The sequence below is a fragment of the Pseudomonas lini genome (assembly GCF_964063345.1).
Taxonomy (GTDB): Bacteria; Pseudomonadota; Gammaproteobacteria; order Pseudomonadales; family Pseudomonadaceae; genus Aquipseudomonas; species Aquipseudomonas lini_B.
Genome location: NZ_OZ061318.1, coordinates 4812468 through 4835908 on the forward strand (window position 1 = coordinate 4812468; position 23441 = coordinate 4835908).

Here is a 23441-nt window from a genome sequence, read left to right on the forward strand (position 1 = left end):
TCTTGCAAAAGGCGCCAAATGCCAGCGTTTATGGCAAACTTCGCGCCTATAAACGCCAGCCCCGCGGTTTTGAGCCTTCACGGGCCGGGCGGATCGGAATAAAGCGATGCCAGGTTTGCGTCTGGACCTGGAATAGACCCTTTGTGTGTTGGTACGTCGGTGCCAGCGCTTTCTGCCTGAACGGATTAGAGAAACGACCATGCATAACGTCGTCATCAGCGGCACCGGCCTGTACACCCCGGCCAACAGCATTTCCAATGAAGAGCTGGTGCAGTCTTTCAACGCTTACGTCGCGCTGTTCAACGCCGACAACGCCGAAGCCATCGCGCGCGGCGAAATCCAGGCATTGACCGAATCCAGCGCAGCGTTTATCGAAAAAGCGTCTGGCATCAAAAGCCGCTTTGTCATGGACAAGGACGGCATTCTCGATCCGCAGCGCATGGCACCACGCCTGCCAGAACGTTCCAACGACGAGTGGTCGGTGCTTTGCCAGATGGCCATCGGTGCGGCCGAACAAGCCTTGCAGCGTGCCGGCAAAACCGCCGCTGACATCGACGGCGTGATCGTCGCCTGCTCCAACCTGCAACGCGCCTACCCGGCCATCGCCATCGAAGTTCAGGAAGCACTGGGCATTCAGGGTTTCGGTTTCGACATGAACGTCGCCTGTTCCTCGGCGACCTTCGGCATCCAGGCTGCGGCCAACAGCGTGCAACTGGGCCAGGCCCGGGCGATCCTGATGGTCAACCCGGAAGTCTGCACCGGTCACCTGAATTTTCGTGACCGCGACAGCCACTTCATCTTCGGCGACGCCGCCACGGCGGTGATCATCGAACGTGCGGATCTCGCGACGTCCAAGTATCAGTTCGACGTGCTCAGCACCAAACTGCTGACCAAATTCTCCAACAACATCCGCAACAACTTCGGTTTCCTCAACCGCGCCGCGGAAGAGGGCATCGGTGCTCCCGACAAGCTGTTCGTCCAGGAAGGCCGCAAGGTGTTCCGCGATGTCTGCCCGATGGTTGCCGAGCTGATCGCCACGCACCTGGAAGAAAACCAGCTCAACGTCAGCGACGTGAAGCGTTTCTGGCTGCACCAGGCCAACCTCAGCATGAACCACTTGATCGTCAAGAAGCTGCTGGGCCGCGAAGCCACCGAAGAAGAAGCCCCGGTGATTCTCGACACCTACGCCAACACCAGTTCGGCCGGTTCGGTGATTTCGTTTCACAAAAATCAGGACGATCTGGTCAGCGGTTCGTTGGCTGTGCTCAGCTCGTTCGGCGCTGGCTACTCGATTGGCAGCGTGATTCTGCGTAAACGCTGAGTTCGCCTGATTGTGGCGAGGGGCTTGCCCCGTTCGGCTGCGAAGCAGTCGTAAAACCAGCGCACTCGGTATTACGGATACACCGGGGCCGCAGGTTTGGGGCGGCTTCGCCACCCAACGGGGGCGAGCCCCCTCGCCACAATGTTGTCTGATGCTGGAACATAGATGGTTCTAAAACGAGGTTTGCATGGCCGCAGCTGACGACACCCTATTGATCGAACGCCTGCTGGCGGGCGAGCAGAGGGCTTTCAAGGAACTGGTCAGCACTTACCAGAGCGCCATGCGCGCGGTGGCCTATGCCATCGTCGGCAACCGACACGTCGACGAGGTGGTACAGGATGCCTGGCTGTCGGTGGTGCGCAATCTCGGCGGGTTCGAGGGGCGTTCGAGCCTCAAGACCTGGCTGCTGACCATCACCGCCAACTCGGCCAAAAGCCGCTACAAGCAAAACCGTCGGGAAGTGCTGCTCGATGACCTGCCGTCGCCTCACGGCACGATCGATGACGATCGTTTTTCATCGACTGATGGGCACTGGCTGGTGGCGCCGTACGCCTGGCATCAGGACACCCCAGAGGCCCTGTTGACCGAAAACGAGCTGCGCGAATGTCTGGAGCACACGTTGCTCAGCCTGTCGGAACTGCAAAGCAGTGTTTTGCTGTTACGCGAGCGACAAGGGCTGGAGCTGGAGGAGATCTGTAATCTTCTGGAGATTTCGCTCTCCAATGTTCGTGTGCTGCTGCATCGGGCACGGTTGAAGGTCTTTGCGACCGTGGAGCATTTTGAGGAAACCGGCGAATGTTGACCTGCAAGGAACAAGTGGCGCGCTCCAGTGATTATCTCGATGGCCAGTTGAGTTTTCGCGAGCGACTGATGGTGCGGCATCATTTGATGTTCTGCCCCAATTGCCGACGGTTCATTCGGCAGATGCGCTTGATGCAGGCCACGCTGAAAGTGATGCCCGAGCCGCCTGTGGCTGACCTGGATGCGCTGGCTGAACGGCTTGCTAACGAGCATCTGAAAAACAAACCGTAGTTTTTCCACGCTTAACATATCCCTCCAGCCGCTCTAGCGTGCGGCTTGCAGCTCATCTCCCGTGGCTGCTTTTCTGTTATTTCAATTCGAAGTAAAAAGTTCCCCTGTCATAAAATCTTTATCTATCAGCAACCCGGCTGAAATACCTCGTCTCCAAGATTCCCTCCCAACACAAGCGGGCCAGACCCGCGTGTTTCCAAGCTACAGACCACCAATTAGGGGAACTCTTCGATGATCCGTAAGCACTTCGCCGGTTTTGCCGCCAGCGCATTGGCCATGGCAGTAACCGCCCAGGCTTTCGCTGGCACCGTCACCACTGACGGCGCCGATATCGTAGTAAAAACCAAGGGCGGCCTTGAAGTCGCCACCACCGATAAAGAATTCAGCTTCAAACTCGGCGGTCGCTTGCAGGCTGACTACAGCCAGTTCGATGGCGTCTACACCAAAAACGGTGATACCGCCGACGCGGCCTACATCCGTCGTGGCTTCCTGGAGCTGTCTGGTGTGCTGTACACGGATTGGGCTTACACCATCAACTACGACTTCTCCCACAATAGCGGTGATTCCGACAACGGTTACTTCGACGAAGCGTCGTTGGCCTACAACGGCTTCAAACCGGTCTCGATCAAAGTCGGTCGTTTCGACCCGGACTTCGGCCTGGAAAAAGCCACCAGCTCCAAGTGGGTCACCGCGCCAGAACGCAACATGGCGTACGACATGGTCGATTGGGCGAACAGCCACCAGAATGGTCTGGGCCTGCAAGCCTCCAGCACCTTCGCTGATTCGTTCTATGCGTCCGCCGGCGTGTTCAGCAAAGACACCGACGATACCGATGGCAACAGCGTCAAGCAGGTCAACGGCCGCTTTGTATTCGCCCCGATGCATGATGCCGGCAACGTGCTGCACTTCGGTGTGAACGTGGCTTCCCGTGATGTCTCCGACACGGCCTTCGATTCGCGTTATCGCACCCGCATGGGCATGCGCGGCGTTGAAACCCTCGGCGGCAACGATGCTGGCACCAACGGCAACCGTCCGGTGCTGGGTGGCAGTTCCACTTCGCCTGCCGGCTCCTATGACCGTGACGACGCTTACGGTCTGGAAGTCGCATTCGCCATGGGCCCGGCCTCGATCCAGGGCGAATACGTCGCCCGCAAGACCAAGGCCGATGACAGCAGCCGTGAAGACATCAAAGGCGACGGTTTCTACGTTCAGGGTGCCTACACCCTCACGGGCGAAGCCCGTGGCTATAAAGTCGGCAAGTTCGATGCGATCAAGCCCGCCAACAAGTCCATCGGCGCCTGGGAGCTGTTCTATCGTTACGACAGCCTGACTGTCGAAGACGACAACATCACCACCGCCAGCCTGACCCGCGATGTCGGCGATGCCGAAGCCAAGGTGCACACCCTGGGCGTCAACTGGTACGCCAACGAAGCGGTGAAAATCACTGGCGCCTACCTCAAGGCCAAGACGGACAACGTGACCAATGCCACTGCTGCCAGCGGTACTACCCCGGCACGTCGTACCGGTGATGACAACGGTGACGGCTTTGTGGTCCGCGCTCAATACGTGTTCTAAATTGCAGTAAACGCTGTAAGAGCTCTTTCTTCATCCGTTAAAGCTCCTCTCGTTTTAACCCCGCTTCGGCGGGTTTTTTTTTGTTTCGGGTTAGGCAATCAGATAAGCGATACTCGTTCCATCTGTAGAAAAATGATGGTCGGGGATACTAATGCCGCTGCAACGTCTGGAAAGTCTGTCCGAAATCGCGCCGCACACCTGGGACGCGCTGGTGCCGGAAACTCAGCCGTTTCTGCGCCATGCCTTTCTGAGCGCGCTGGAAGACAGCGGCAGCCTCGGCCCGCATTCTGGCTGGCAGCCCGAGCATCTGCTGCATGTTGAAGGCGATCGCCTGATCGCCGCGTTACCCAGTTACCGCAAATGGCATTCCTACGGCGAATATGTGTTCGACCATGCCTGGGCCGAAGCCTGTGAGCGTGCCGGCATCGACTACTACCCCAAGCTGTTGACGGCGGTGCCGTTCAGCCCGGTCAGCGGGCCGCGATTGCTGGCGGCGACGATCGAGGACGGTTTCGAGCTCCTGCAGAGCCTGCCGGGTTATCTGGAGATCGAAGGACTTTCCAGCGCCCATATCAACTTCACCGATCCATTCACCGACGCGGCATTGGCCGAACAGCCAGGCTGGTTGCAGCGCATTGGCTGTCAGTACCACTGGCAGAACCGCGGTTATCGGGATTTTCAGGACTTCCTCGACGCCCTCAGTTCGCGCAAGCGCAAGCAAATGCGCAAGGAACGTGAGCAAGTGGCGGGGCAGGGCATCGATTTCGAATGGCTGGAAGGGCGACAACTGGATCAGGCGCAGTGGGACTTTGTGTATGCCTGCTACGCCAATACCTACGCGGTGCGTCGGCAAGCGCCGTACCTGACGCGGGAATTTTTCAGTCTGCTGGCCGAGCGCATGCCGGAATCGATTCGTGTGGTGTTGGCTAAACAAGGCTCACGGCCGGTGGCCATGGCCTTCAGTCTGGTCGGTGGCGACAGCTTTTATGGTCGTTACTGGGGTTGCCTGGCGGAGTTCGATCGCCTGCACTTCGAGACCTGTTTCTATCAGGGCATGGATTACGCGATTGCCAACGGCTTTCAACGTTTCGACGCCGGTGCTCAGGGCGAGCACAAGTTGATTCGCGGCTTTGAGCCGGTGATCACCCATTCCTGGCATTACCTGCGCCACCCGGGCTTGAAGTCGGCGGTGAAAGACTTCCTTGAGCGTGAGCGGGTCGGGGTCATGGGCTATGCAGAAGAAGCGAAGACAGCCTTGCCCTACCGCCAAGGCTGATCTTCGCGTTATGTCCCTTGTCAGCTGTCCTCTTTGCCCAGCCAGCGATACATCACGCCGCCGATGACCGCACCCAGAATCGGCGCCAGCCAGAACAGCCACAGTTGCTGAATCGCCCAACCGCCGACAATCAGCGCCGGGCCCGTACTGCGGGCCGGGTTCACCGAAGTGTTGGTGACCGGAATCGAAATCAGGTGGATCAGGGTCAGCGCCAGGCCGATGGCGATGGGCGCCAGTCCGGCCGGGGCGCGTTTGTCGGTGGCGCCGAGAATGATCAGGATGAACATGGCGGTCATCACCAGTTCACTGACAAACCCCGCCGCCATCGAGTAGCCGCCTGGCGAGTGTTCGCCGTAGCCATTGGATGCAAGGCCGCTGGCCAGTTCGAAGCCGGGTTTGCCGCTGGCAATGAAGTACAGCAGAGCCGCTGCGATGATCGCGCCAATCACTTGGGCGATGATGTAGGCGGGCAGTTCTTTGGCGGGGAATCGTCCGCCGACCACCAGCCCGACCGAAACCGCAGGGTTGAGATGACAGCCCGAAATGTGGCCGATGGCGAAGGCCATCGTCAGCACCGTCAAACCGAATGCAAAGGACACCCCCAGCAAACCGATCCCCACCTCTGGAAATGCCGCCGCCAGGACCGCACTGCCGCACCCTCCTAACACCAACCAGAACGTCCCCACCAATTCTGTCGCCGAGCGTTTGAACAAAGACATAGCGAATTTCCCTGCAGAGATAACACTGTAGTTGTGCATCCAGCAGATGGACTACAGAACCATCTCCAGAACCTTGGCTGAGTACAGCAGGGTTTTAATGAAATTCCAGTGACCATAAAAAACCACCAGAGCCCGTGTTCAAAGGGTTGTGGCGGTTCGCCGATCTAATGTGGGAGTTCGGCTGTCTATCAATATGCCTTCAAAATAAAGACCATCAAGACAGTTGCTCCCACATTGAATGGTGGTGTCAGGTGCTCAGTAGAGGCTATCGCGCACTCTCGCCGGTGCTGCCCGGTCATACGCTTCGGCATCGAACTGCCCATCGTTCAGGCGCTTGTGAAACGCCCCGGCGGTCGGCAGCGCAGAGCGTTCGAGGTGTTTCTGCGGGTTCCACAAATCCGAACGCACTATCGCTTTCGAACAATGGAAATACGCCGCTTCCACCGTCACCAGCATCACCGTGCGTGCCGGTTTGCCGTTGACTGCAAAACTCTCCAGCAACTCGGGCTCGGCGCTGATCTGCGCCGTGCCGTTGACCCGCAATGTCTCGCCGATCCCCGGAATGATGAACAGCAGCGATACCCGCGAATCGAGCACGACATTGCGCAGCGTGTCGATGCGGTTGTTGCCCGGTCGATCCGGAATCGCCAGCGTGCGCTCATCGACGATCCGCACGAAACCCGGCGTATCGCCACGCGGCGAGCCGTCCATGCCATCGGGGCCGACCGAGCTGATAATCACCAGCGGCGCGGCGCGGACCATCGCCTGATAGTCCTCGTTCAGAAACGGGATCTGCTTGCGCACCGCGCGCTCATGGGGCAGGCCGTAGATCGCTTCCAGCGCTTCGATTGAATTCAACATCGTTCATCCCTCTACGAATCAGAGAACCAGCGCCATCCGCCGTTCGTAACCGATCCGGCCTTTGTACGCTTCGCCGCTGTCGACAAAGCCATATTTGGCATACAGCGCGATGGCCGATTCGTTGTCTGCATCCACCGACAACTCCAGCCCTTTGATTTCCGGCCAGGCTTGGCGCGCAACCTCGGGCAGGGCTTGCAGGCAGGCTTTGCCATAGCCTTTGCCCTGGGCGCGGCGATCGACTTGCAGGGCGTGCAGGGTGGCGCTGTGTTCATCGGCCCAGGCCGGCAGCACCGGCGGGCGCTTGAGCAGCAGGAAGGCCACCGGAACATCCTCCACCAGCAGGGCAAAGCCTTTGACGCCGGGGCCAGGCTTGGACAGCAAGGTGTGCAACGCACCATGTATGTCGCCGGAGAATTTGATTTGTTCGGAATGGATTTCGATGGCCTCGACCTGTTGGCGCTGCAGGGCGTTCAGGCTTTCGTAAGGCACGAGTCGGGCAGTCACTGGAGTGTCCTTTTTCCAACGGAAATGAGCCTCGGATTCTAGCGAATTTGCACCCATGGATTATTTTTATTTCGGTTGTCGATTTGGCTTTTCGCCAGACGACTAAGGGTGTCTTCAACAAAAAAACACGGAGAAACTATCATGAATGCTCAGACACAAATCCATAACCTGATCGAGAACTATCGCCAGGCGGTCATCGCCAAGGACGTGGAAAAGGTCATGGCCCTGTACGCCGACGACATCGTCTCCTTCGACGCGGTCAAGGCCCTGCAATTCAAGGGCAAGGCAGCCTACCGTGCGCATTGGCAGGAATGCATGGAGATGTGCCCCGGTCCGCACATTTTCGAGTTCCACGAGATCGACATCGTGCCGTCGCAGGAGATCGCTTTCGCTCACTGGCTGGCGCATTGCGGCGGCACCAATGAAAAGGGTGAAACCCAGGCCTGCTGGATGCGCGTCACCGCCTGCTACCGCCAGGAAGCGGGGCTCTGGCAGATCGTCCACGAACACTGGTCGGCACCGTTCGACATGACGAGCGGCGCGGCGCTGTTCAATCTGGAACCCTGATGGTCGGGCTGTTTATCGGAAAGCAGCGCCAAAGCACCCATCTGCAGCCATAGTTGATCAGTTCGATCAGGGCAGAGCTCCAAGAGATGGAGAGCCCCAAAGAATGGAGAGTCCTCATGAAGTATTTATGCCTGGTCTACAGTAACGAACACGAGTTGCACTCGCTGCCCGAAAGCCCCAATGACGCCGAGTGCATGGCCTACAGCGAGTCGATCCAGGGCAGCGGCCGGATGATCGCCGCCGAAGCGCTGGAGTCGGTGCAGACCGCGACCACCGTGCGCATGCGCAACGGCAAAATGTCGGTTACCGATGGCCCGTTCGCTGAAACCAAGGAGCAGTTGGCCGGCTTCTACCTGATCGACGCCAAGGACCTCAATGAAGCCATCCAGGTCGCCGGCAACATCCCGGCGGCCCGGGTCGGCTGTGTCGAGGTGCGGCCCGTTCGCCAGTTGAATCCCTGAATAACAATCACAACAGGAGTTCTTTCATGAGTTCGCAATCCGTCCAGCGAAAACCGGCCAAATTCGAGCTGTCCATCAGTCGCCTGATCGATGCGCCGCGCAGCAAAATCTTCCGCGCCTGGACCGAGCCCGCGCTGCTCGCCCAATGGTGGGGGCCTCACGGCATGACCACGCCCGAGTGCGAAATGGACCTGTGGGTGGGCGGTCAGTTTCGCACCCTGATGCGGGCACCAGATGGCTCCGAGTACCCAACCATGGGCGTGTTTCTGGAGATCGTCGCCCCGGAGCGCCTGGTGTTCACCGACGCTTTTCTTCCCGGCTGGATTCCCTCCGGCAAACCGTTCATGGCCGCCGAAGTGACGCTCGAAGACCGGGACGGCAAAACCTTCTATACCGCTCGCGCCATGCACTGGAGCGAAGAAGATCGTCAGGCGCACGAGGCCATGGGGTTTCACGACGGTTGGGGGCAAAGCCTCGATCGGCTGGAGACGCTGGTGACTGAAGGCATGCCGGACTGATGCCTGGCGAGTCGGTACGGGCGCGAGTCGAGCAGGTCTACCGCGAAGACTCGCGGCGGATTCTGGCGACCCTGATCCGTCTGCTCGGCGATTTCGACCTCGCCGAAGAAGCGCTGCACGAGGCGTTCTTCGTCGCGGTCGAGCGCTGGCAGCGCGACGGTGTGCCGGACAATCCGCGTACATGGCTGGTGTCCACCGGGCGCTTCAAGGCTATTGATGTGTTGCGTCGGCGTGCGCGTTTTAACGCGTCCCGGCCGATGTTGATCGCTCAACTGGAAGAGCTGGAGCAGGCTGACTGGAGTGATGAAGATGTGGAAGACGATCGCCTGCGGCTGATTTTCACCTGTTGTCACCCGGCACTGGCGGCGGATGCTCAAGTGCCGCTGACCCTGCGTGAAGTCTGCGACCTGACCACTGAAGAAATCGCCCGGGCCTTTCTCGCGGCACCGGCCACTATTGCCCAGCGTATCGTGCGGGCCAAGGCCAAGATTCGAGATGCGAAAATCCCTTATCAGGTGCCCACCCTGACGGAACTGCCTGAGCGTCTCGACAGCGTGTTGCGGGTGATTTACCTGGTGTTCAACGAAGGCTACTCGGCGTCTATTGGCAATGAATTGACCCGCGAAGACCTGACGCGAGAAGCGATTCGTCTCGGTCGGTTGTTGATGGAGTTGCTACCCGAACCGGAGGTGATGGGGTTGCTGGCGCTGATGCTGTTGCATGAATCGCGGCGCCCGGCCAGAACCTCGCCCGACGGCGAGCTGATCGTGCTGGACGAGCAGGATCGCTCGTTGTGGGACGCCGAACTGATTGCCGAAGGCTGTGCACTGGTGGAGCGGGCGCTGACGATGGGGCGTTTCGGACCTTATTGCCTGCAAGCGGCGATTGCGGCGGTGCATGCCGAAGCGTCCACGGCGGCGGAAACGGACTGGCTGCAGATTGTCGGCCTGTATGACGTGCTGCTGCGGGCTGTGCCGTCACCGGTGATTGAACTGAACCGTGCGGCGGCGCTGGCCAAGCGCGATGGCCCGTTGGCCGGGTTGACGTTGATCGAAGGGATTCTGGCGCGGGGCGAATTGCTGGATTATCACCTCGCGCACTCGGCGCGGGCAGAGTTTTACCGGCAGTTGGGAAGGGTGGATGAGGCGCGGGCGGCGTATGAGCGGGCGCTGGAATTGACGCAGCAAGTGCCGGAGCGGCGGTTTATCGAGGGGCGGCTCAGGGCGTTGGAGTGATCATGGATGTGCAGTGCGGCAGTTGGCCCCATCGCGGGCAAGCCCGCTCCCACAGTGGATTGATGATGTGCGCAAAATCTGTGTCAGACACAGAACCCTGTGGGAGCGAGGCTTGCCCGCGATAAGGGCCGCAGGACCTTCACTCCAGCATCTTGCCAAGCAACCAACTCCCCGCCGGCCCCGGCGGATGCAGCCGCGACCAGAGCGCATCGACGTACACCGCTTTCGGCCAGCCGCGCACATTCAATTCCACCAACAAGCCAGCCCCGAACCGCCCCACCAACCAACGGGGCAACGGCGCCCAGCCGAATCCGCCCTGGGCCATTTCCAGCAGCATCAGGTAACTCGGTGCCGACCAGACACGCCCCTTCGCCCGGCTTTCATACGGATTGACGATCGTCGCCAGACGCAACTCGCGGTGCTGTTGCAGCACGTCCTGATCGATTCCCTTCAGCTTCGCCAACGGGTGAGCGTGGGACACGAACAGGGCGATTTCCGTGCGCTCGTCCACCGTTGAACTGACCAGGTCCGGAGGGTAACTGTCTTGCATCTCGGCGAAGGCGACATGCGCTCGACCGCGTTGCACCAGCGCCACCAAGTCATCGCATTCGGCGATCAGGCATTCCAATTCCAGGTCGGGATAACGCTGCTCGAAAGCACTGAGCGCCGCTTCAAAACGGTCGGACTGATAGGTGTCGGATATCGCCACGGTCAGCTTCGGCTCGACGCCTTGGGACAGTTGGCTGGCGGTCATTTCCAGACGGCTGGTGGCGGCCAGAATCTCCTCGGCCCGCTGCAACATGACGTGCCCGGCCGGGGTCAGGCTCGGCTTGCGACTGGTGCGGTCGAACAGGGCAAGGTTCAGGTCGATTTCCAGGCTGGCCACTGCCGCGCTGATGGTCGACTGACTGCGACCGAGCTTGCGCGCCGCAGCAGAAAACGAGCCTTGAGTCGCCGCCTGGACAAACGCCAACAGCACTTCGTGAGAGGCCATGAAGTATCGCCTTGATCGATGGTTATTGGTTATGAAGTATCGGTGTGATGACGGATCATGGCAACCATAGTCACTCAGGGAGTCTGGCCATGAACGCCAACAAATCCATCACTGAACGAATTTTCCAGGCCATCGGTTTCGAGCTGCTGGCGATATTGATCTGTACCCCGCTGCTGGCTTGGGTCATGGACAAACCCATGCTGGAAATGGGCGCGGTGACCATGGCCATTGCAGCCCTGGCCCTGGCCTGGAACGTGGTCTTCAACGGTCTGTTCGACCGGTTGCTCAAGCGCTTTGCCATTGTGCGTAACGCTTGGGTCCGCGTGGTGCATGCGCTGTTGTTCGAGGGCGGTCTGGTCGCGTTCGGCGTGCCGTTGATTGCCTGGTGGCTGAAGGTCAGCCTGTGGCAGGCGTTCTTGCTGGACATCGGCGTACTGCTGTTTTTCCTGCCGTACACCTACGTTTATCACTGGGGTTATGACGTGATGCGTGAGCGGATGTTGGTGCGCAGGGCTTGCGAGGTTTAAAAGCAAAGATCGCAGCCTTCGGCAGCTCAGTGTCGGGTACACCTGTAATAATGGTTGTACCCGATCGGCGCCCCAACGCTGTATTGCCAGCGATGAAGTTGTTCACGTCATTGTTGTCGCGCACCGTCCCACCACCCAAATCGGTTTCGATGGCATCCTGTCCAACACATGACCTGTGGGAGCGGGCTTGCCCGCGATAGCGGTTTTATATTCAACGATGATGTCGACTGCCAGTCCGCCTTCGCGGGCAAGCCCGCTCCCACAGGGTAGTGCGGTGCTTCAGAACAGTTTTGTGAACAACCAATACAAACTGCCCGACAACACAATCGCCGCCGGCAGGGTCAGCACCCAGGCCATCAGCAGGTTGCGGATGGTCTTCATCTGCAAACCGCCGCCATTGGCGACCATGGTCCCGGCCACGCCTGAAGACAACACGTGGGTGGTCGACACCGGCAGGCCGAACATGTCGGCGGCGCCGATGGTCAGCATCGCCACGGTTTCCGCTGAGGCGCCCTGGGCATAGGTCAGGTGCGTCTTGCCGATTTTTTCGCCGACCGTCACCACAATGCGTTTCCAGCCAACCATGGTGCCCAACCCCAGGGCGATGGCCACCGCGATCTTCACCCACAGCGGAATAAACCGTGTGGCGTTGTCGATCTGTTGCTTGAACAATTGCAGCTTGCCGGTGGTGTCGGCATCGAAGTTGCCAACCTTGTTCTTGTCCATCAGGCGAATGGTTTCGCTGGTCAGGTACATGTCATTACGCACGTTGCCCATCGCTTCGGCCGGGACTTTCGACAGTGAGCCGTAACCCTTCACTTCGTTACCGATGTGGCCCGCCAGCGCGGCGAGGGCGGGGATCAGTTGCGGCGTGGCTTCCTTGCTGCGCATGTAATCGGTCAGCACCGGGCGTGGATCGGCGGGCGCCGGCACCGGCGAGTTTTTCATCAGGGCTTGCTGGGTAACTTCCGCCACGGCGGCGAACTGCAAGGCCTGATCCGCCGGCATGGTGCGGTTCAGCGCATACGCCATCGGCAGGGTACCGACCAGAATCAGCATGATCAGGCCCATGCCTTTCTGGCCGTCGTTGGAGCCGTGAGCGAAGGACACACCGGTGCAAGTCAGAATCAACATGCCACGAATCCACCACGGTGGCGGGGTGTCGCCCTTCGGCGCTTTGTACAACGCGCGATTTTTGACGAAGGCGCGCAATGCCAGCAACAGCAACGCGGCAAACGCGAAACCGATCAGCGGCGACAGTAGCAACGCGTAACCGATTTTGGTTGCCTGGGCCCAATCCACGCCACTGGTGCCGTCACGGCCGTGCATCAGCGCATTGGCCACGCCGACCCCGATGATCGAGCCGATCAGGGTATGCGACGAAGACGCCGGCAAACCCAACCACCAGGTGCCGAGGTTCCACAGGATCGCAGCGATCAACAGGGCGAAGATCATCGCGAAACCGGCGGAGGAACCGACTTGCAGAATCAGCTCCACCGGTAACAGGGCGATGATACCGAACGCCACCGCGCCGCTCGACAGCAACACCCCCAGAAAGTTGAAGAACCCGGACCAGGCCACGGCGAAATTCGGCGGCAGGGAGTTGGTGTAAATCACCGTCGCCACGGCATTGGCGGTGTCGTGAAAACCATTGACGAACTCAAAGCCCAAGGCAATCAACAGCGCGACGCCCAACAGCAGAAACGGCGTCCAGGTGGTGACCACCGTGCCGAGTTCGCTCATGTCGTGCATCAGGCTGTAGGCGGTGAACAACAGCCCGCTGCTCAGCACCGCAAAGAACAGCACAATGGTGAGCAGGCCAGGTTTTTTATCGAGTTGCGGCTTGGCACTGCTGGCGGGAACCTGGGCAGCGGCGGTAAAGGAAGGCGTAGCCATGCCAGACAATCCTGAGCAGAGAAGGAGTGTCTCCCATGATCGTTGCTAAATATTACAAAGAGACTGCGCTGGGTCAGTGTTTGGGTTTTTTGTGGGGCTGGGTGCTAATGCAGGCAAACATCTGTGGCGAGGGAGCTTGCTCCCGTTCGGCTGCGAAGCAGTCGTCAAATAGGCAACCGCGTTTCTGTCTGAAGAAACCGGCTTGCAGGATTTAGGGTCGCTTTGCAACCCAGCGGGAGCAAGCTCCCTCGCCACAATGTATCGGAGGGGCCGAAAGACTCAATAATCCTGGCGCTTGCGAAACGCCCAGCGTCCGGCAATCAGGGTAAACGTCGCGACCAGCGCCACGAGAATCCAGAACCCTTCCGGATCACCGGCAAGTGGCACGCCGCCGACGTTCATGCCGAAGAAACCGGCGATGATGTTGATCGGCAGCGCCAGCACCGTGACCACGGTCAGAGTGAACAGCGTGCGGTTGCTCTGTTCGTTGAGGTTGGCGGCGATTTCTTCCTGCAACAGCTTGATTCGTTCACCGAGGGCCGTGAGGTCGTTGATGATCAGCGCAAACTCCTCAGTGGACTTGCGCAGCTCCTTGACGTCCTCTTTCTGCAACCATTGCGGCGGACGATTGAGCAGGCGCAGCAACGAACCCGGCTCCAGCGCCAGCAACCGTTGCAGGCGCACCAGCACCCGGCGGTTGGCACCCAGCTCAGCCCGGTTGGTCGACAGGCGCGACGACAGCAACTCATCTTCGATCTGGTCGACACTGAGGCTGGTCTTGCGCACGATCTGCGTCAGCACTTCACCCTGATCGCGCAGCAAATGCACCAGCAGTTCCAGCGGCGAGCGAAAGCATTCGCCGGCCTTCACCGAAGAGCGCAGTTTGTCCACTGAGTGCAGCGGCTGCAGGCGCGCGCTGATGATCAGCCGGCTGCGGGCACAGACCCACAGCGTCGAGACATCCGAGGAGACCATGCTGCTGAGGTTGAACACCACGTCGTTGACCACTGCCAGCAACGCCGAATCGACATGCTCGATACGCGTCGAACGGGAGCCTTCGTGCAGCGCTTCGAAAAACTCGTCGGGCAATGCCAGATGGCTTTTCATCCAGCGCTCGCACGCGGCGTGGGCCAGGTTCAGGTGCAGCCAGACGAATTCATCACTGTCGTCCGGTTGTTGCAGGCAGTGCAGCGCCTTGGCCGAATCGATTTCCCGACCGCGCTCGCCGGGGCGAAAACTGAAGCCGTAAAGCAGGCCGAACAGGTCGGAATCGCGATGGCGCTGGTCGATGCTGTGGTTCATGAGGTCTCGCTGTGAGGGGACGCCTGTTGCAGGTTTCCCAGGTTCACTTGAGCCTCATCATCGCAAGCTATTCTGAAGGTTTTGTGACAGTTGAGTGGCGCCGAAAAACCGCCCGCTGCCAGTGGTCGGAAGAAACTCAAGAAAGGCTCTGGTCCGCCGATGAGGCTGGTATCGATCTTCCGATTCCGGTCATAAACCAGCGTCGCTGACAGGGATGTCCGGACACCTTGCACGTCTATAAGTCGTGCTTCAACCTCGTCATGAGATATCACTCGATGTTTTTGCAAAAGTCCCTGCGAGCACAAATTCTTGCCTTGTTGAGCGGCAGCCTGTTGGCGATGTTGCTGATCGCTTTGGCCTCCTTTCACTTTCTGTCCAATGGCGTTCAGAACTACGCGAACCTGATTGAAGGTCCATTGCACACCTCGCAACTGATCGATGAAGCCAACCTGCAATTCAAGGTGCAGGTTCAGGAGTGGAAAAACGTTCTGCTGCGCGGCAAGCAGCCAGCGGACCTGGATAAATACTGGAAGCAGTTCGAGGACGGTCAGCGCAACGTGCAGGGCGTCCTCGGCGAGCTGGCCGGGCAGAAGGGCATCGAGCCGCAACTCAAGACTCGCATCGAACGCCTGCGTGAAGAGCATCGTGTATTAGGTGCGGCCTATCAGAAGGGCCGTGATGCCTACGTGGCTGCCGGGGCCGACCCCACGGCCGGCGACAACGCGGTCAAAGGTGTGGACCGTGCGGCCAGCGAACAGATGAATGAATTGGTCAGCGATCTGCGCAAGCAGGGCATGGAGCAATCGAAGCTGATCAGCGCCAGTGCAGATGAAACGGTGCTGCTGGGGATCATCGTGATGTTGGTGTCGGGTCTGCTGATTGGCCTGTTGAGCCTGTGGCTGGTCAACCGCAACCTGGTGGAGCCGATCCGCAAACTGATCGACTACGTGGCACAACTCAGCCAAGGGCGCTTCGCCGAACGCGTAGCCAGCACCCGCCAGGACGAGTTGGGCAACCTGGCCAAGGCCGCCAACACCTTGCGCGATTTCCTCGCCGAAACCTTCAATCGTTTGCAGCGCAGTGCGACGGATCTGAACACCGCAAGCGGCGAGCTGAATTCGATTGCCGGCCTCATGACCAGCGGCACCAACGAGCAGTTCAGCCGTACCGATCAGGTGGCCACGGCGATGAACGAAATGTCCGCCACTGCGCAAGAAGTCGCGCGCCACGCAGCCGACGCGGCACGTGCGGCCGATGATGCCGACCAGTCCGCCCAGCAGGGCGAAAAAGTCATGCAGGGCACTATTCACACCATCACTCAAATGCGCGGCGAAATTGCCAACACCGCCACGGTCATCCGTCGTCTGGAAGCCGACAGCGGACGCATTGGTAAAGTGCTGGAAGTGATTCGCGGCATCGCTGAACAGACCAATCTGCTGGCGCTCAACGCCGCCATCGAAGCGGCCCGCGCCGGTGAAGCCGGGCGTGGTTTTGCGGTGGTCGCCGATGAAGTACGCAGCCTGGCCCAGCGCACAGCGGCCTCGATCATCGAGATCAACCAGATCATTCAAACCGTGCAAACCGGCGCAGTGGACGCGGCTCAGGCTATCGAAAGCGGCCAGTCGCGTAGCGAAGAAAGCGTCGAACAAGTGACTCAGGCTGGCGCCATGCTCGAGCGCATCACCCATGCCGTGGAAGCCATTCGCGACATGAACCGCCAGATCGCCACCGCCGCCGAAGAACAGACCTCGGTGGCCGAAGACATCTCGCGCAACCTCACCGAAATCACCAGCATCGCCACTACCAACCTGGACAACGTGCAGCGCACCGAAGCGGCCAGCCACAATCTGCATGGCTTGTCGGGGCAGTTGAATGAAGTGACGGCGCGGTTGAGCGCCTAGTGAAATGGGCTGTGTATCGGTTCGGTCACCGAATCGGTACACAGTCGCTCTCAAGTTTATGCCGCGCCCGTCGATGACGAATTGACCCAAACTCCACATTGGATAAATCCCATGGTCAGCATCAATTCCGTTTCGATCAATCAGACCCTGTCGACCTCTTCAAGTAAAGTCGCGATCAACGACAGCACCGAAGACACCTCTGTCGCAGCGACGACTGAGGCGTCCAGCGATACCACCAAGGTTGCCGCTGGCGGTGCCCCCGCCTCGAACGAAAGCAGTTCCAGCAGCAGCGAATCCGATACGGTGAAACAACTGCGCAAGCAGCTCGCCGAGCTGCAAAAGCAATTGCAGGAACAACAGCAGCAACTGCAAGCAGCCCAGGCCAGGCAAGACAGCGCCGAAGCCAAAGCGGCGAACGTTGCGGCGGCTCAATCGCAGGTTGCGGCCACTTCGGCTTCGTTGCAGACGGTGATGGCGGCGTTGTTGCAGGCATTGCAGGATGAGGGGGGGAGTACGTCGGGTTCGGTGGTCAGCACCACCGCTTAAGTTCGAGAGGGCAAACTGAAGGTAAACGTCGTGCCCTGTTGCTCGGTCGATACCACCTCCAGCTTCCCGCCATGGGACTGCGCAATCTGACTGGCAATGTACAAACCCAACCCGAGGCCGGCCTGCGGTGTTGCGCTGGCTGGTTTCGAGTAGGGCTGGAACAGATGCGGCAGCGCATCTTCGGCAATCAGCCCCTGATTCTTCACGCCCAACACAAAATGTCCTTCCTTGACCTGCGCACTGACCTCGATCGGGCCGTTGGGATCTCCGTGGACAACGGCGTTCGCCAGCAGATTGGATAGCAATTGCGCGACCCGTTCTCGATCGCAATGAACGTTGCTCAGGTCGCCAATCGACGACTGAATGATGCGTTTAGGGTGAATGCACTGGATCTCTGAAATCACATGGCGCAATGCATCCCCCAGGTCCGGGCACGGCTCGATGTTCACCGGGATGCCTCGGCCCAGTGAGCCCCGCGCGAAGTCCAGCACATCGTCCACCAGTTTGGTTGCCCGGTGAGCGCTGGTGAGGATGTGCCGGGCCCGTTGTTCATTCGCCGGGTCGGAGACTTTACGCAGGAGCATTTCGGCGCCGGCGCTGATGGCGAACAAGGGGTTGCGCAGGTCATGGCCGAGCACGGCGATGAATTGTTCAGGCAGTTCGGTGGTTTTGCGTTCCTTGATCAGCGCCACTTCGGTCCGTTGCAGGTTTTCTTCGGCTTCGATCTGCAGCGCGAGCATCCGGGCGAACGACTCCATGGTGCTCTGGATCGTGCTGGACTTGAGCGGCGCCGGATTGGGATCAAGGGCGCAAATGGTGCCGAAAAAGCGCCCGTCAGTGCGCAATATCGGGACGGCAATGTAGCTTTCGAATTGATAGGTGCGGGGCGTGTGGTGATCGCGGTAGAGCGGATCTTCACTGGCCTTGTCGATCACTACCGAGTGGTGGCCCTGGCGGATTTCGTTGCACTGGGGGGAGACCAGATCCAGTTCATCGCCGACCTTCAAACCGAAATTCAGTCGATCGAGCACCGCGCAGGCAGTCCAGGAACCTTCAGTAACACGGGCTACCGCCGCGAACCGCAAACCGGTCAACTCACTGATCACCTGAAGAATCGCCGGCACCGCACTGATCCGGCTGATTGTGGCGATGTCTGCTGCCGCTGTTTGCCCCATATCCTTGGTTCTCTGCTTCAACATGCCAAATGGTTTTGAGGGATTCTAGCGGGCTTGCGCGAAATGGCGCGACTTCGTTCGTCGCTTCAGCGAGCGGCCTGACGCCGAACGCAAAAAAGCCGCACGACCCGAAAGTCGTGCGGCTTTTTTTGCAGTTGAATCACGTGTCTTGTTTGTTGCTCAGAACCTTGCCGGTAGTGGCATCGAAGTCCACGTCCCACTCGGTGCCGTCAGCCCTGCGCAGTTCAACTTCATATTCGTAACCGTTGAAGTGGTTATCCAGGTCGGTGTCAGTAATCGTGGCACCCGGGTGCAACTTCAAGGCGGCCTGATTCATTTCTTCCAGGGGTTTGATCTTGCCACTCTTGACCAACTCAGGGATCTGGTCGACGCGAACGTCAGCCTGGGCCAGGCCAGCGGTGAGGGTCAGGGCAGCAGCGGTGAACAGGGCAGTTAAGGTTTTCATGAAGTTCTTTCCTTGGATGAGCTGTTTAAGTGGGATCAGGTTAGCTCGCGCAACTTAATTCACCCTTAATTGCCTGATGCGGCCTGAAAGCAATCGCGGGCAAGCCACGCTCCCACAAGGTCTGCGCAAAACCTGTGGGAGCGTGGCTTGCCCGCGATGGGGACAACGCGGTGTCGTGTCTGGTACCGATCAATACCCGTTGTTCTGCAACAACTGCGCAACACTCGCCGCCGCCGGACGCTTATAGAACTTCAGCAGTTCGCTGGCGCGGTTGGTGAAGATGCCATCGACCCCGGCATCCGCCACTTTCTGATAATCCACCGCATCGTCGATGGTGTAGACGTGTACCAGCAGGCCCTGATCGTGGGTGAACTGGTTCATCCAGGGTTTCACCAGGTCCGAATAGCTCTGATCGCCCCCCTTGGTCAACGCAGCCGAAGGGCCGGTGCCGATAGCGCCCTGGGCCTTGGCGTACTCGACCCATTGCTGGAATTCGGCTTTGTCTTTTGGTTCCTGTTTGGCGTAGTAAGTCGCTTTATCCTTGTCGCCGGACTCGGCGAACGTCACTTTGGATTTCGGCTCGATGCTGCCTTCGCCCACCCACAGCAGCAGGATTTTCGGCACTCGCGGCATTTCCTTCTCAAGCAATTCGAGGCTGCTCTTCTCGAAGGTTTGCAGCACCACTTTGCCTTTGCCCTGGCCGACTGCCAGATTGCTCTTCGCCAGTTTTGAACCGGTAGGGCTCAGCCAGCCGCGGTCCTGCAATTTATCCTTGAGGTCACGCTCGATGCCGGGAAACTGCTTCGGCTCTTTGGTCTCGATATACAGGCCAGGCTTGTGCAGCGGATTGCCTTGGGCAATGTCGATGATTTCGTCCAGGGTCAGGATCTTCAGGCCCGCGTAGCCCGGACGCGCGCGATCCGGGTAAGCGCTGTTGAACCAGCTGCCGGCATCCAGGGTTTTGAGCTCGGCGATGGTGAACTCGTTGGCCAGGCTGTCCTTGCGCTCAGGGAATTTGGTGGCGACGTCGGTGGTACGTTGCAGGTTGTTGTCATGCAGGGCGAACAACACGCCGTCCTTGCTGCGCTGCAGGTCCATTTCCAGGTAGTCGGCACCCAGATCGCGAGCCAGTTTGTAGGCTGCGGCGGTGGATTCCGGAGCGTCGAAAGACGCGCCGCGGTGGGCAATTACCGCCGGGTGCGGAATGCCCAGACGGGTCGCCAGTGCGGTGGGGCTTGGCTCGCTGGCGGCCTGTGCCTGGCCGAGTCCGAGCATCAGGCTTAGCAGCAGGGCGCTTTTGGTGAAGGTGGCAGGCATGGTCGAAGTCCTTTTGCGATAGATTTCAAAGACGTCTCTTTTAACAACTGAACGCCGCTTGCGCTATCGCAAGACCGACATAAACGTGTTTAAAGCAGATTTTTCAGCGCTTTTGTGCGGTTCTTTGCAGTACGCTTGGCCGAGGCATTTCCCCGGCAGAGGGAAACCCGTTCGCTTGCCCTGCGTGTAAACCATCGATCACCGGTCCTTTGACCTTTTGAGGTTTATCATGCGCATCACTTCCCAGCTCATTTGCCAGGCCGCCGACCAACTCAAAGGCTTCGTCGGCCTCAATCGCAAGACCGGCCAGTACATCGTTCGTTTCAGCGAAGACTCGTTCGGCATGGACGTGGCCGACGACGGCATCATCCCCAGCAGTGAATTCGTCTGGGTATCCGGCCCCGAGCAGACCATGACGCTCAAGCGTGAACTGATCCAGTTGTTGCTGGACCAGAACATTGACGACCGGATCAACATTACCGAACCGTTGCGGGTGTATATGAATCGTCGGGAAGTGCCGCAGATTACGGCGGTGCGGAGTTTGGTGCGGGGTTGAGGGTTTTGTGGTGTCAGATCGGGCCTCTTCGCGGGCAAGCCCGCTCCCACATTTGATCCCTGTTGGGCACAAATCTTGGGTGTGCAGGAGATCCCCTGTGGGAGCGGGCTTGCCCGCGAAGACGGCCTCCAGAACACCGCATCATTTACTGTTTGAACGCATACGCCCGCTCAACCCTGCACACCCGCGTATGACACGCCGAATACCAGGTCGATCGCCCGCGCTCACGAATCGCGCTGTGCTCGGGATGGTGTTTCCAGGCCAGGATCGCCGCTTCGCTGGCCCAGTAGGACACCGTAATCCCGAGCCCGTCCGCACCCCGGGCCGATTCCACGCCAAGGAAGCCGGATTGCTCACGGGCCAGTTCCACCATGCGTTCGGCGGCCTGTTCGTAACCGTGATCGCCGTCGGTGCGCAGCGAGGTGAAAATCACTGCGTAGTAAGGCGTTGCCGGTGTCTGGGCGATCATGATTTTAGCCTCGCACAAGCCTCGATCAACGCACGGACCAACGGCGGCAGTATGCCCTTGAGCGCGGCGCGTTCCGGTTGGAACAACGTCGCGACGAAGAACGGATGATCTTTTAACTCCACCGCCCGCAGATCCCCCATCGAATCGTGGCCAACCGCGTGCAACTGTTGTTTCAGTAGCGCCCGTTCAAACTCAGGATTCACACCATAACGGCAGTGATATCCCTCGCGGATTTCAGCGTTTTCGTACGCCTTGGCGATCAACGAGCCTTCAACCAAACGAATACTGTCGACGGCTTCCACCAGCGAACAGGCTAGCGGCGTGAGTAACGCCCGCGTTGCGTCGGGTGAGGTCTCGCCGTGTTCGGCATCTTTCCAGCCCAGAACGTTGCGGGCGAATTCGAGTACCGCGTGCTGAAAACCGCCGCAAGTGCCGAGGAAAGGTCGCAGCTGCTCGCGGGCAAAACGGATCGCCCGTAACGCACCGTCCATGTCGCGATAAGGGCTGGCAGGCACGCACCAGAAACCATCGAAGTCATCCAGTGGCGTATCGGCATTGATGGTGTCGGTGGCCAGCCATTGAAACTGTATGTCATTACCTGAGTGTTCGGTGGCCATGCCGAGGGCGACGGGAATGGCTTGGTGGGCGGTGACCTGTGGGTCGTGATCGCCGATCAGGGCGATGCGGATGGCGCTGGTTTCCATGAGTGATCTCGACGCTTGTTGATTCCTGGCACCCACTATAGATTGGCGTTCACGCAATCAATATTGGCGTTATCCCAAGTGATCAATGCACCGACGCACTATCGACTGGACTACCCAGACCTGTCCCTGATCCTCGCCCTGGTGCGCGGCGGCTCTCTGGCCCGGGCGTCGGCGTTGTTGAAAGTCGATGTCTCGACGGTGTTTCGCGCCGTCCGCCGACTGGAAGCCGCGTTGGGCCAGCAATTGTTCGAAAAGAGCCGTACCGGTTACCTGCCGACCACGCTGGCGCAGAGCCTGGCCGAGCAGGCTGAGCGCGCCGAACAAGCGCTGGAGGCCGCGCGCATTGGCGTGGAGCAGGGCGGTGAAGTCATCAGTGGCACCGTGCGCCTGACCTGCACCGATTCGGTCCTGCAAAGTTTGTTGTTGCCGGCGCTGACGCAGTTCATGCCCTCTTACCCGGCGCTCACTATTGAACTCTGCACCTCCAACGACTTCGCCAACCTCAGCCGTCGCGATGCCGACATCGCCTTGCGGCTGACCCGCACACCGCCCGAGCATTTGGTTGGCCGGCGGTTGGCGGATATTTCCTACCGGGTCTGTGCCAGCGCGGCCTATCTGCAATCGGTTGATTCCCACGACCTGGCTGCATTGACCTGGATCGCTCCGGACGACTTCCTGCCCGATCACCCCACCGTCGCCTGGCGACGTCAACGATTGCCTGGCGTGACACCGAGCTATCGCTGCAACAGCATGTTGTCGGTGACCGAGTTGGTACGGGCCGGGCTCGGTGTAGCGGCATTGCCGGACTTCCTCATCGGTGACGGACTGCAACCGTTGACCGAGCCCTTGCACGGTTACGACACCGCACTGTGGTTGCTCACTCGCCCAGACTGCCGCGCATTACGCTCGGTGGTGACGTTGTTCGATGAGTTGGGGCGGGCGCTGAAGTTGCCTTGAGTCGGATCACGCCTTCGGCGGCTCTTTGCCTACGAAGTGTTGATGCATTTGCGACGTCAGGCTTTCGATGCGCTCGGTCAGGGTCTTGGTGATTTCGGTGAGCCGGGTGTTTTGCTCCAGCAGTTCCATCAGTTGCGCGGTGTTCCGCGCAGCTTGGGCCTGACGTTCGCTGTTGGCCACGGCCAAGGCTTCACGATGTCGCGCATCGGCGTCTGACTGGGCTTTGTCCCGCGCCGCCTGACGCGTCTGGGCCAGCAGAATCAGCGGTGCGGCATAGGCTGCTTGCAGGCTGAACGCCAGGTTGAGCAGGATGAACGGGTACACATCGAAATCGGTCACGCCGGACAGGTTCAGGCAAATCCAGACCACTACAATCAGGGTCTGGGCGCCGAGAAAAGTCGGCGTGCCGAAGAATCGCGCAAAGGCCTCGGCGCGCAGGGCAAAACGGTCGGTACCGAAAGTAGGTGCCAGGTGAGCGTGAGGGCGATGGAAGCGCAGGTGATCGACGGGGCCGGTGAGCTCGGTTTCGGTTTCGCGGGTCGGGGTGCTCATGGTGCTCTCT

26 protein-coding genes and 1 pseudogene are annotated in these 23441 nt (G+C 59.6%); 14 read left to right on the plus strand and 13 right to left on the minus strand.

The genetic code is table 11. The annotated features are described in order from the left end of the window. Positions 1 to 199 precede the first annotated feature (199 nt). The 5 genes from AB3226_RS21775 to AB3226_RS21795 all read left to right on the plus strand — a co-directional run bounded on the left by AB3226_RS21775 (position 200) and on the right by AB3226_RS21795 (position 5204). Positions 200 to 1321 carry a beta-ketoacyl-ACP synthase III gene (locus AB3226_RS21775; RefSeq protein ID WP_367374565.1) on the plus strand — a complete coding sequence of 374 codons (1122 nt, stop codon included), beginning with the start codon at positions 200 to 202 and terminating at the stop codon, positions 1319 to 1321. A gap of 187 nt (positions 1322 to 1508) precedes the next feature. Next, entirely contained in the window at positions 1509 to 2123 is a 615-nt protein-coding gene (locus AB3226_RS21780) for an RNA polymerase sigma factor (protein ID WP_367374566.1), read from the plus strand. After that, positions 2117 to 2353, plus strand: a complete 237-nt coding sequence (locus AB3226_RS21785; protein ID WP_008071928.1) for an anti-sigma factor — start codon at positions 2117 to 2119, stop codon at positions 2351 to 2353. The genes AB3226_RS21780 and AB3226_RS21785 overlap by 7 nt, the downstream gene beginning before the upstream one ends. Positions 2354 to 2584: 231 nt before the next feature. After that, positions 2585 to 3928: an OprO/OprP family phosphate-selective porin gene (locus AB3226_RS21790; RefSeq protein WP_367374567.1), complete on the plus strand. Its 1344-nt coding sequence runs from the start codon at positions 2585 to 2587 to the stop codon at positions 3926 to 3928. 151 nt (positions 3929 to 4079) lie between these two features. Beyond that, positions 4080 to 5204: a GNAT family N-acetyltransferase gene (locus AB3226_RS21795; protein WP_217856798.1), complete on the plus strand. Its 1125-nt coding sequence runs from the start codon at positions 4080 to 4082 to the stop codon at positions 5202 to 5204. 20 nt (positions 5205 to 5224) lie between these two features. Here the strand turns inward: AB3226_RS21795 and aqpZ are convergent, their stop codons facing one another. The 3 genes from aqpZ to AB3226_RS21810 form a co-directional block, all read right to left on the minus strand. Then, the gene (aqpZ, locus tag AB3226_RS21800) at positions 5225 to 5923 is read right to left on the minus strand and encodes an aquaporin Z (RefSeq protein ID WP_367374568.1); all 699 of its coding nucleotides are present in this window, start codon (positions 5921 to 5923) and stop codon (positions 5225 to 5227) included. A 255-nt stretch (positions 5924 to 6178) separates the two neighbouring features. Further along, positions 6179 to 6784 carry a pyridoxamine 5'-phosphate oxidase family protein gene (locus tag AB3226_RS21805; RefSeq protein WP_367374569.1) on the minus strand — a complete coding sequence of 202 codons (606 nt, stop codon included), beginning with the start codon at positions 6782 to 6784 and terminating at the stop codon, positions 6179 to 6181. A gap of 18 nt (positions 6785 to 6802) precedes the next feature. Next, a complete protein-coding gene (locus AB3226_RS21810; RefSeq protein WP_367374570.1) occupies positions 6803 to 7288 on the minus strand; it encodes a GNAT family N-acetyltransferase in 486 nt (161 codons plus the stop codon). 141 nt (positions 7289 to 7429) lie between these two features. On the opposite strand from AB3226_RS21810, the gene AB3226_RS21815 reads away from it, so the two are divergent. From AB3226_RS21815 to AB3226_RS21830, 4 genes are all read left to right on the plus strand, one after another. After that, a complete protein-coding gene (locus tag AB3226_RS21815; RefSeq protein WP_007898742.1) occupies positions 7430 to 7855 on the plus strand; it encodes a nuclear transport factor 2 family protein in 426 nt (141 codons plus the stop codon). A 116-nt stretch (positions 7856 to 7971) separates the two neighbouring features. Then, positions 7972 to 8316: a YciI family protein gene (locus tag AB3226_RS21820; protein ID WP_123360371.1), complete on the plus strand. Its 345-nt coding sequence runs from the start codon at positions 7972 to 7974 to the stop codon at positions 8314 to 8316. Positions 8317 to 8342: 26 nt separating this feature from the next. Further along, positions 8343 to 8834: an SRPBCC family protein gene (locus tag AB3226_RS21825; protein WP_367374571.1), complete on the plus strand. Its 492-nt coding sequence runs from the start codon at positions 8343 to 8345 to the stop codon at positions 8832 to 8834. Further along, positions 8834 to 10069: an RNA polymerase sigma factor gene (locus AB3226_RS21830; RefSeq protein ID WP_367374572.1), complete on the plus strand. Its 1236-nt coding sequence runs from the start codon at positions 8834 to 8836 to the stop codon at positions 10067 to 10069. The genes AB3226_RS21825 and AB3226_RS21830 overlap by 1 nt, the downstream gene beginning before the upstream one ends. Before the next feature lie 139 nt (positions 10070 to 10208). Here AB3226_RS21830 and AB3226_RS21835 read toward each other — a convergent pair whose 3' ends face one another. After that, a complete protein-coding gene (locus AB3226_RS21835; RefSeq protein WP_367374573.1) occupies positions 10209 to 11063 on the minus strand; it encodes a LysR family transcriptional regulator in 855 nt (284 codons plus the stop codon). A gap of 89 nt (positions 11064 to 11152) precedes the next feature. Here AB3226_RS21835 and AB3226_RS21840 point away from each other — a divergent pair, with 89 nt between their 5' ends. Beyond that, positions 11153 to 11590: a multidrug/biocide efflux PACE transporter gene (locus AB3226_RS21840; protein ID WP_367374574.1), complete on the plus strand. Its 438-nt coding sequence runs from the start codon at positions 11153 to 11155 to the stop codon at positions 11588 to 11590. A 67-nt stretch (positions 11591 to 11657) separates the two neighbouring features. Here AB3226_RS21840 and AB3226_RS21845 read toward each other — a convergent pair. From AB3226_RS21845 to AB3226_RS21855, 3 genes and pseudogenes are all read right to left on the minus strand, one after another. Beyond that, positions 11658 to 11744, minus strand: a pseudogene (locus AB3226_RS21845) (short-chain dehydrogenase); the annotation flags it as partial. 125 nt (positions 11745 to 11869) lie between these two features. Then, positions 11870 to 13486: an inorganic phosphate transporter gene (locus AB3226_RS21850; protein WP_367374575.1), complete on the minus strand. Its 1617-nt coding sequence runs from the start codon at positions 13484 to 13486 to the stop codon at positions 11870 to 11872. Between the two features lie 279 nt (positions 13487 to 13765). After that, positions 13766 to 14788, minus strand: a complete 1023-nt coding sequence (locus AB3226_RS21855; protein ID WP_367374576.1) for a transporter — start codon at positions 14786 to 14788, stop codon at positions 13766 to 13768. Between the two features lie 275 nt (positions 14789 to 15063). Here AB3226_RS21855 and AB3226_RS21860 point away from each other — a divergent pair, with 275 nt between their 5' ends. Both AB3226_RS21860 and AB3226_RS21865 read left to right on the plus strand, forming a co-directional pair. Then, entirely contained in the window at positions 15064 to 16689 is a 1626-nt protein-coding gene (locus AB3226_RS21860; RefSeq protein WP_367374577.1) for a methyl-accepting chemotaxis protein, read from the plus strand. A gap of 111 nt (positions 16690 to 16800) precedes the next feature. Beyond that, the gene (locus tag AB3226_RS21865; RefSeq protein WP_367374578.1) at positions 16801 to 17235 is read left to right on the plus strand and encodes a hypothetical protein; all 435 of its coding nucleotides are present in this window, start codon (positions 16801 to 16803) and stop codon (positions 17233 to 17235) included. Here the strand turns inward: AB3226_RS21865 and AB3226_RS21870 are convergent. From AB3226_RS21870 to AB3226_RS21880, 3 genes are all read right to left on the minus strand, one after another. Continuing rightward, entirely contained in the window at positions 17232 to 18410 is a 1179-nt protein-coding gene (locus AB3226_RS21870; protein WP_367375827.1) for an ATP-binding protein, read from the minus strand. The two genes, AB3226_RS21865 and AB3226_RS21870, sit on opposite strands and share 4 nt — an antisense overlap. Positions 18411 to 18570: 160 nt before the next feature. Next, positions 18571 to 18876 (minus strand): PepSY domain-containing protein, encoded by a 306-nt coding sequence (locus AB3226_RS21875; protein WP_367374579.1) that lies wholly within the window; start codon positions 18874 to 18876, stop codon positions 18571 to 18573. A gap of 189 nt (positions 18877 to 19065) precedes the next feature. After that, positions 19066 to 20193, minus strand: a complete 1128-nt coding sequence (locus AB3226_RS21880) for a glycerophosphodiester phosphodiesterase (RefSeq protein ID WP_367374580.1) — start codon at positions 20191 to 20193, stop codon at positions 19066 to 19068. Between the two features lie 229 nt (positions 20194 to 20422). Here AB3226_RS21880 and AB3226_RS21885 point away from each other — a divergent pair, with 229 nt between their 5' ends. Then, positions 20423 to 20749, plus strand: a complete 327-nt coding sequence (locus AB3226_RS21885; RefSeq protein ID WP_367374581.1) for a DUF2025 family protein — start codon at positions 20423 to 20425, stop codon at positions 20747 to 20749. Between the two features lie 145 nt (positions 20750 to 20894). Here AB3226_RS21885 and AB3226_RS21890 read toward each other — a convergent pair whose 3' ends face one another. Then, a complete protein-coding gene (locus tag AB3226_RS21890) occupies positions 20895 to 21218 on the minus strand; it encodes an antibiotic biosynthesis monooxygenase (RefSeq protein WP_367374582.1) in 324 nt (107 codons plus the stop codon). Then, complete coding sequence (locus AB3226_RS21895; RefSeq protein ID WP_367374583.1) at positions 21215 to 21922, minus strand: CTP synthase; 708 nt, start codon at positions 21920 to 21922, stop codon at positions 21215 to 21217. Before AB3226_RS21895 ends, AB3226_RS21890 begins: the two co-directional genes overlap by 4 nt. A gap of 15 nt (positions 21923 to 21937) precedes the next feature. Here AB3226_RS21895 and AB3226_RS21900 point away from each other — a divergent pair, with 15 nt between their 5' ends. Beyond that, on the plus strand, positions 21938 to 22879 hold the full coding sequence (locus AB3226_RS21900; RefSeq protein ID WP_367374584.1) for a LysR family transcriptional regulator: 942 nt from the start codon (positions 21938 to 21940) through the stop codon (positions 22877 to 22879). Between the two features lie 6 nt (positions 22880 to 22885). Here AB3226_RS21900 and AB3226_RS21905 read toward each other — a convergent pair whose 3' ends face one another. Continuing rightward, positions 22886 to 23431, minus strand: coding sequence for a DUF1003 domain-containing protein (locus AB3226_RS21905; protein WP_367374585.1), 546 nt, complete (start codon positions 23429 to 23431; stop codon positions 22886 to 22888). Positions 23432 to 23441: the final 10 nt, after the last annotated feature.

Excerpts from the sequence above, each read along its gene's own strand:
- AB3226_RS21775 (WP_367374565.1), top strand. The coding sequence starts at position 200 with ATGCATAACGTCGTCATCAGCGGCACCGGCCTGTACACCCCGGCCAAC.
- AB3226_RS21780 (WP_367374566.1), top strand. The coding sequence starts at position 1,509 with ATGGCCGCAGCTGACGACACCCTATTGATCGAACGCCTGCTGGCGGGC.
- AB3226_RS21785 (WP_008071928.1), top strand. The coding sequence starts at position 2,117 with ATGTTGACCTGCAAGGAACAAGTGGCGCGCTCCAGTGATTATCTCGAT.
- AB3226_RS21790 (WP_367374567.1), top strand. The coding sequence starts at position 2,585 with ATGATCCGTAAGCACTTCGCCGGTTTTGCCGCCAGCGCATTGGCCATG.
- AB3226_RS21795 (WP_217856798.1), top strand. The coding sequence starts at position 4,080 with ATGCCGCTGCAACGTCTGGAAAGTCTGTCCGAAATCGCGCCGCACACC.
- aqpZ (WP_367374568.1), bottom strand. The coding sequence starts at position 5,923 with ATGTCTTTGTTCAAACGCTCGGCGACAGAATTGGTGGGGACGTTCTGG.
- AB3226_RS21805 (WP_367374569.1), bottom strand. The coding sequence starts at position 6,784 with ATGTTGAATTCAATCGAAGCGCTGGAAGCGATCTACGGCCTGCCCCAT.
- AB3226_RS21815 (WP_007898742.1), top strand. The coding sequence starts at position 7,430 with ATGAATGCTCAGACACAAATCCATAACCTGATCGAGAACTATCGCCAG.
- AB3226_RS21820 (WP_123360371.1), top strand. The coding sequence starts at position 7,972 with ATGAAGTATTTATGCCTGGTCTACAGTAACGAACACGAGTTGCACTCG.
- AB3226_RS21825 (WP_367374571.1), top strand. The coding sequence starts at position 8,343 with ATGAGTTCGCAATCCGTCCAGCGAAAACCGGCCAAATTCGAGCTGTCC.
- AB3226_RS21830 (WP_367374572.1), top strand. The coding sequence starts at position 8,834 with ATGCCTGGCGAGTCGGTACGGGCGCGAGTCGAGCAGGTCTACCGCGAA.
- AB3226_RS21835 (WP_367374573.1), bottom strand. The coding sequence starts at position 11,063 with ATGGCCTCTCACGAAGTGCTGTTGGCGTTTGTCCAGGCGGCGACTCAA.
- AB3226_RS21840 (WP_367374574.1), top strand. The coding sequence starts at position 11,153 with ATGAACGCCAACAAATCCATCACTGAACGAATTTTCCAGGCCATCGGT.
- AB3226_RS21850 (WP_367374575.1), bottom strand. The coding sequence starts at position 13,486 with ATGGCTACGCCTTCCTTTACCGCCGCTGCCCAGGTTCCCGCCAGCAGT.
- AB3226_RS21855 (WP_367374576.1), bottom strand. The coding sequence starts at position 14,788 with ATGAACCACAGCATCGACCAGCGCCATCGCGATTCCGACCTGTTCGGC.
- AB3226_RS21860 (WP_367374577.1), top strand. The coding sequence starts at position 15,064 with ATGTTTTTGCAAAAGTCCCTGCGAGCACAAATTCTTGCCTTGTTGAGC.
- AB3226_RS21865 (WP_367374578.1), top strand. The coding sequence starts at position 16,801 with ATGGTCAGCATCAATTCCGTTTCGATCAATCAGACCCTGTCGACCTCT.
- AB3226_RS21870 (WP_367375827.1), bottom strand. The coding sequence starts at position 18,410 with ATGGGGCAAACAGCGGCAGCAGACATCGCCACAATCAGCCGGATCAGT.
- AB3226_RS21875 (WP_367374579.1), bottom strand. The coding sequence starts at position 18,876 with ATGAAAACCTTAACTGCCCTGTTCACCGCTGCTGCCCTGACCCTCACC.
- AB3226_RS21880 (WP_367374580.1), bottom strand. The coding sequence starts at position 20,193 with ATGCCTGCCACCTTCACCAAAAGCGCCCTGCTGCTAAGCCTGATGCTC.
- AB3226_RS21885 (WP_367374581.1), top strand. The coding sequence starts at position 20,423 with ATGCGCATCACTTCCCAGCTCATTTGCCAGGCCGCCGACCAACTCAAA.
- AB3226_RS21890 (WP_367374582.1), bottom strand. The coding sequence starts at position 21,218 with ATGATCGCCCAGACACCGGCAACGCCTTACTACGCAGTGATTTTCACC.
- AB3226_RS21895 (WP_367374583.1), bottom strand. The coding sequence starts at position 21,922 with ATGGAAACCAGCGCCATCCGCATCGCCCTGATCGGCGATCACGACCCA.
- AB3226_RS21905 (WP_367374585.1), bottom strand. The coding sequence starts at position 23,431 with ATGAGCACCCCGACCCGCGAAACCGAAACCGAGCTCACCGGCCCCGTC.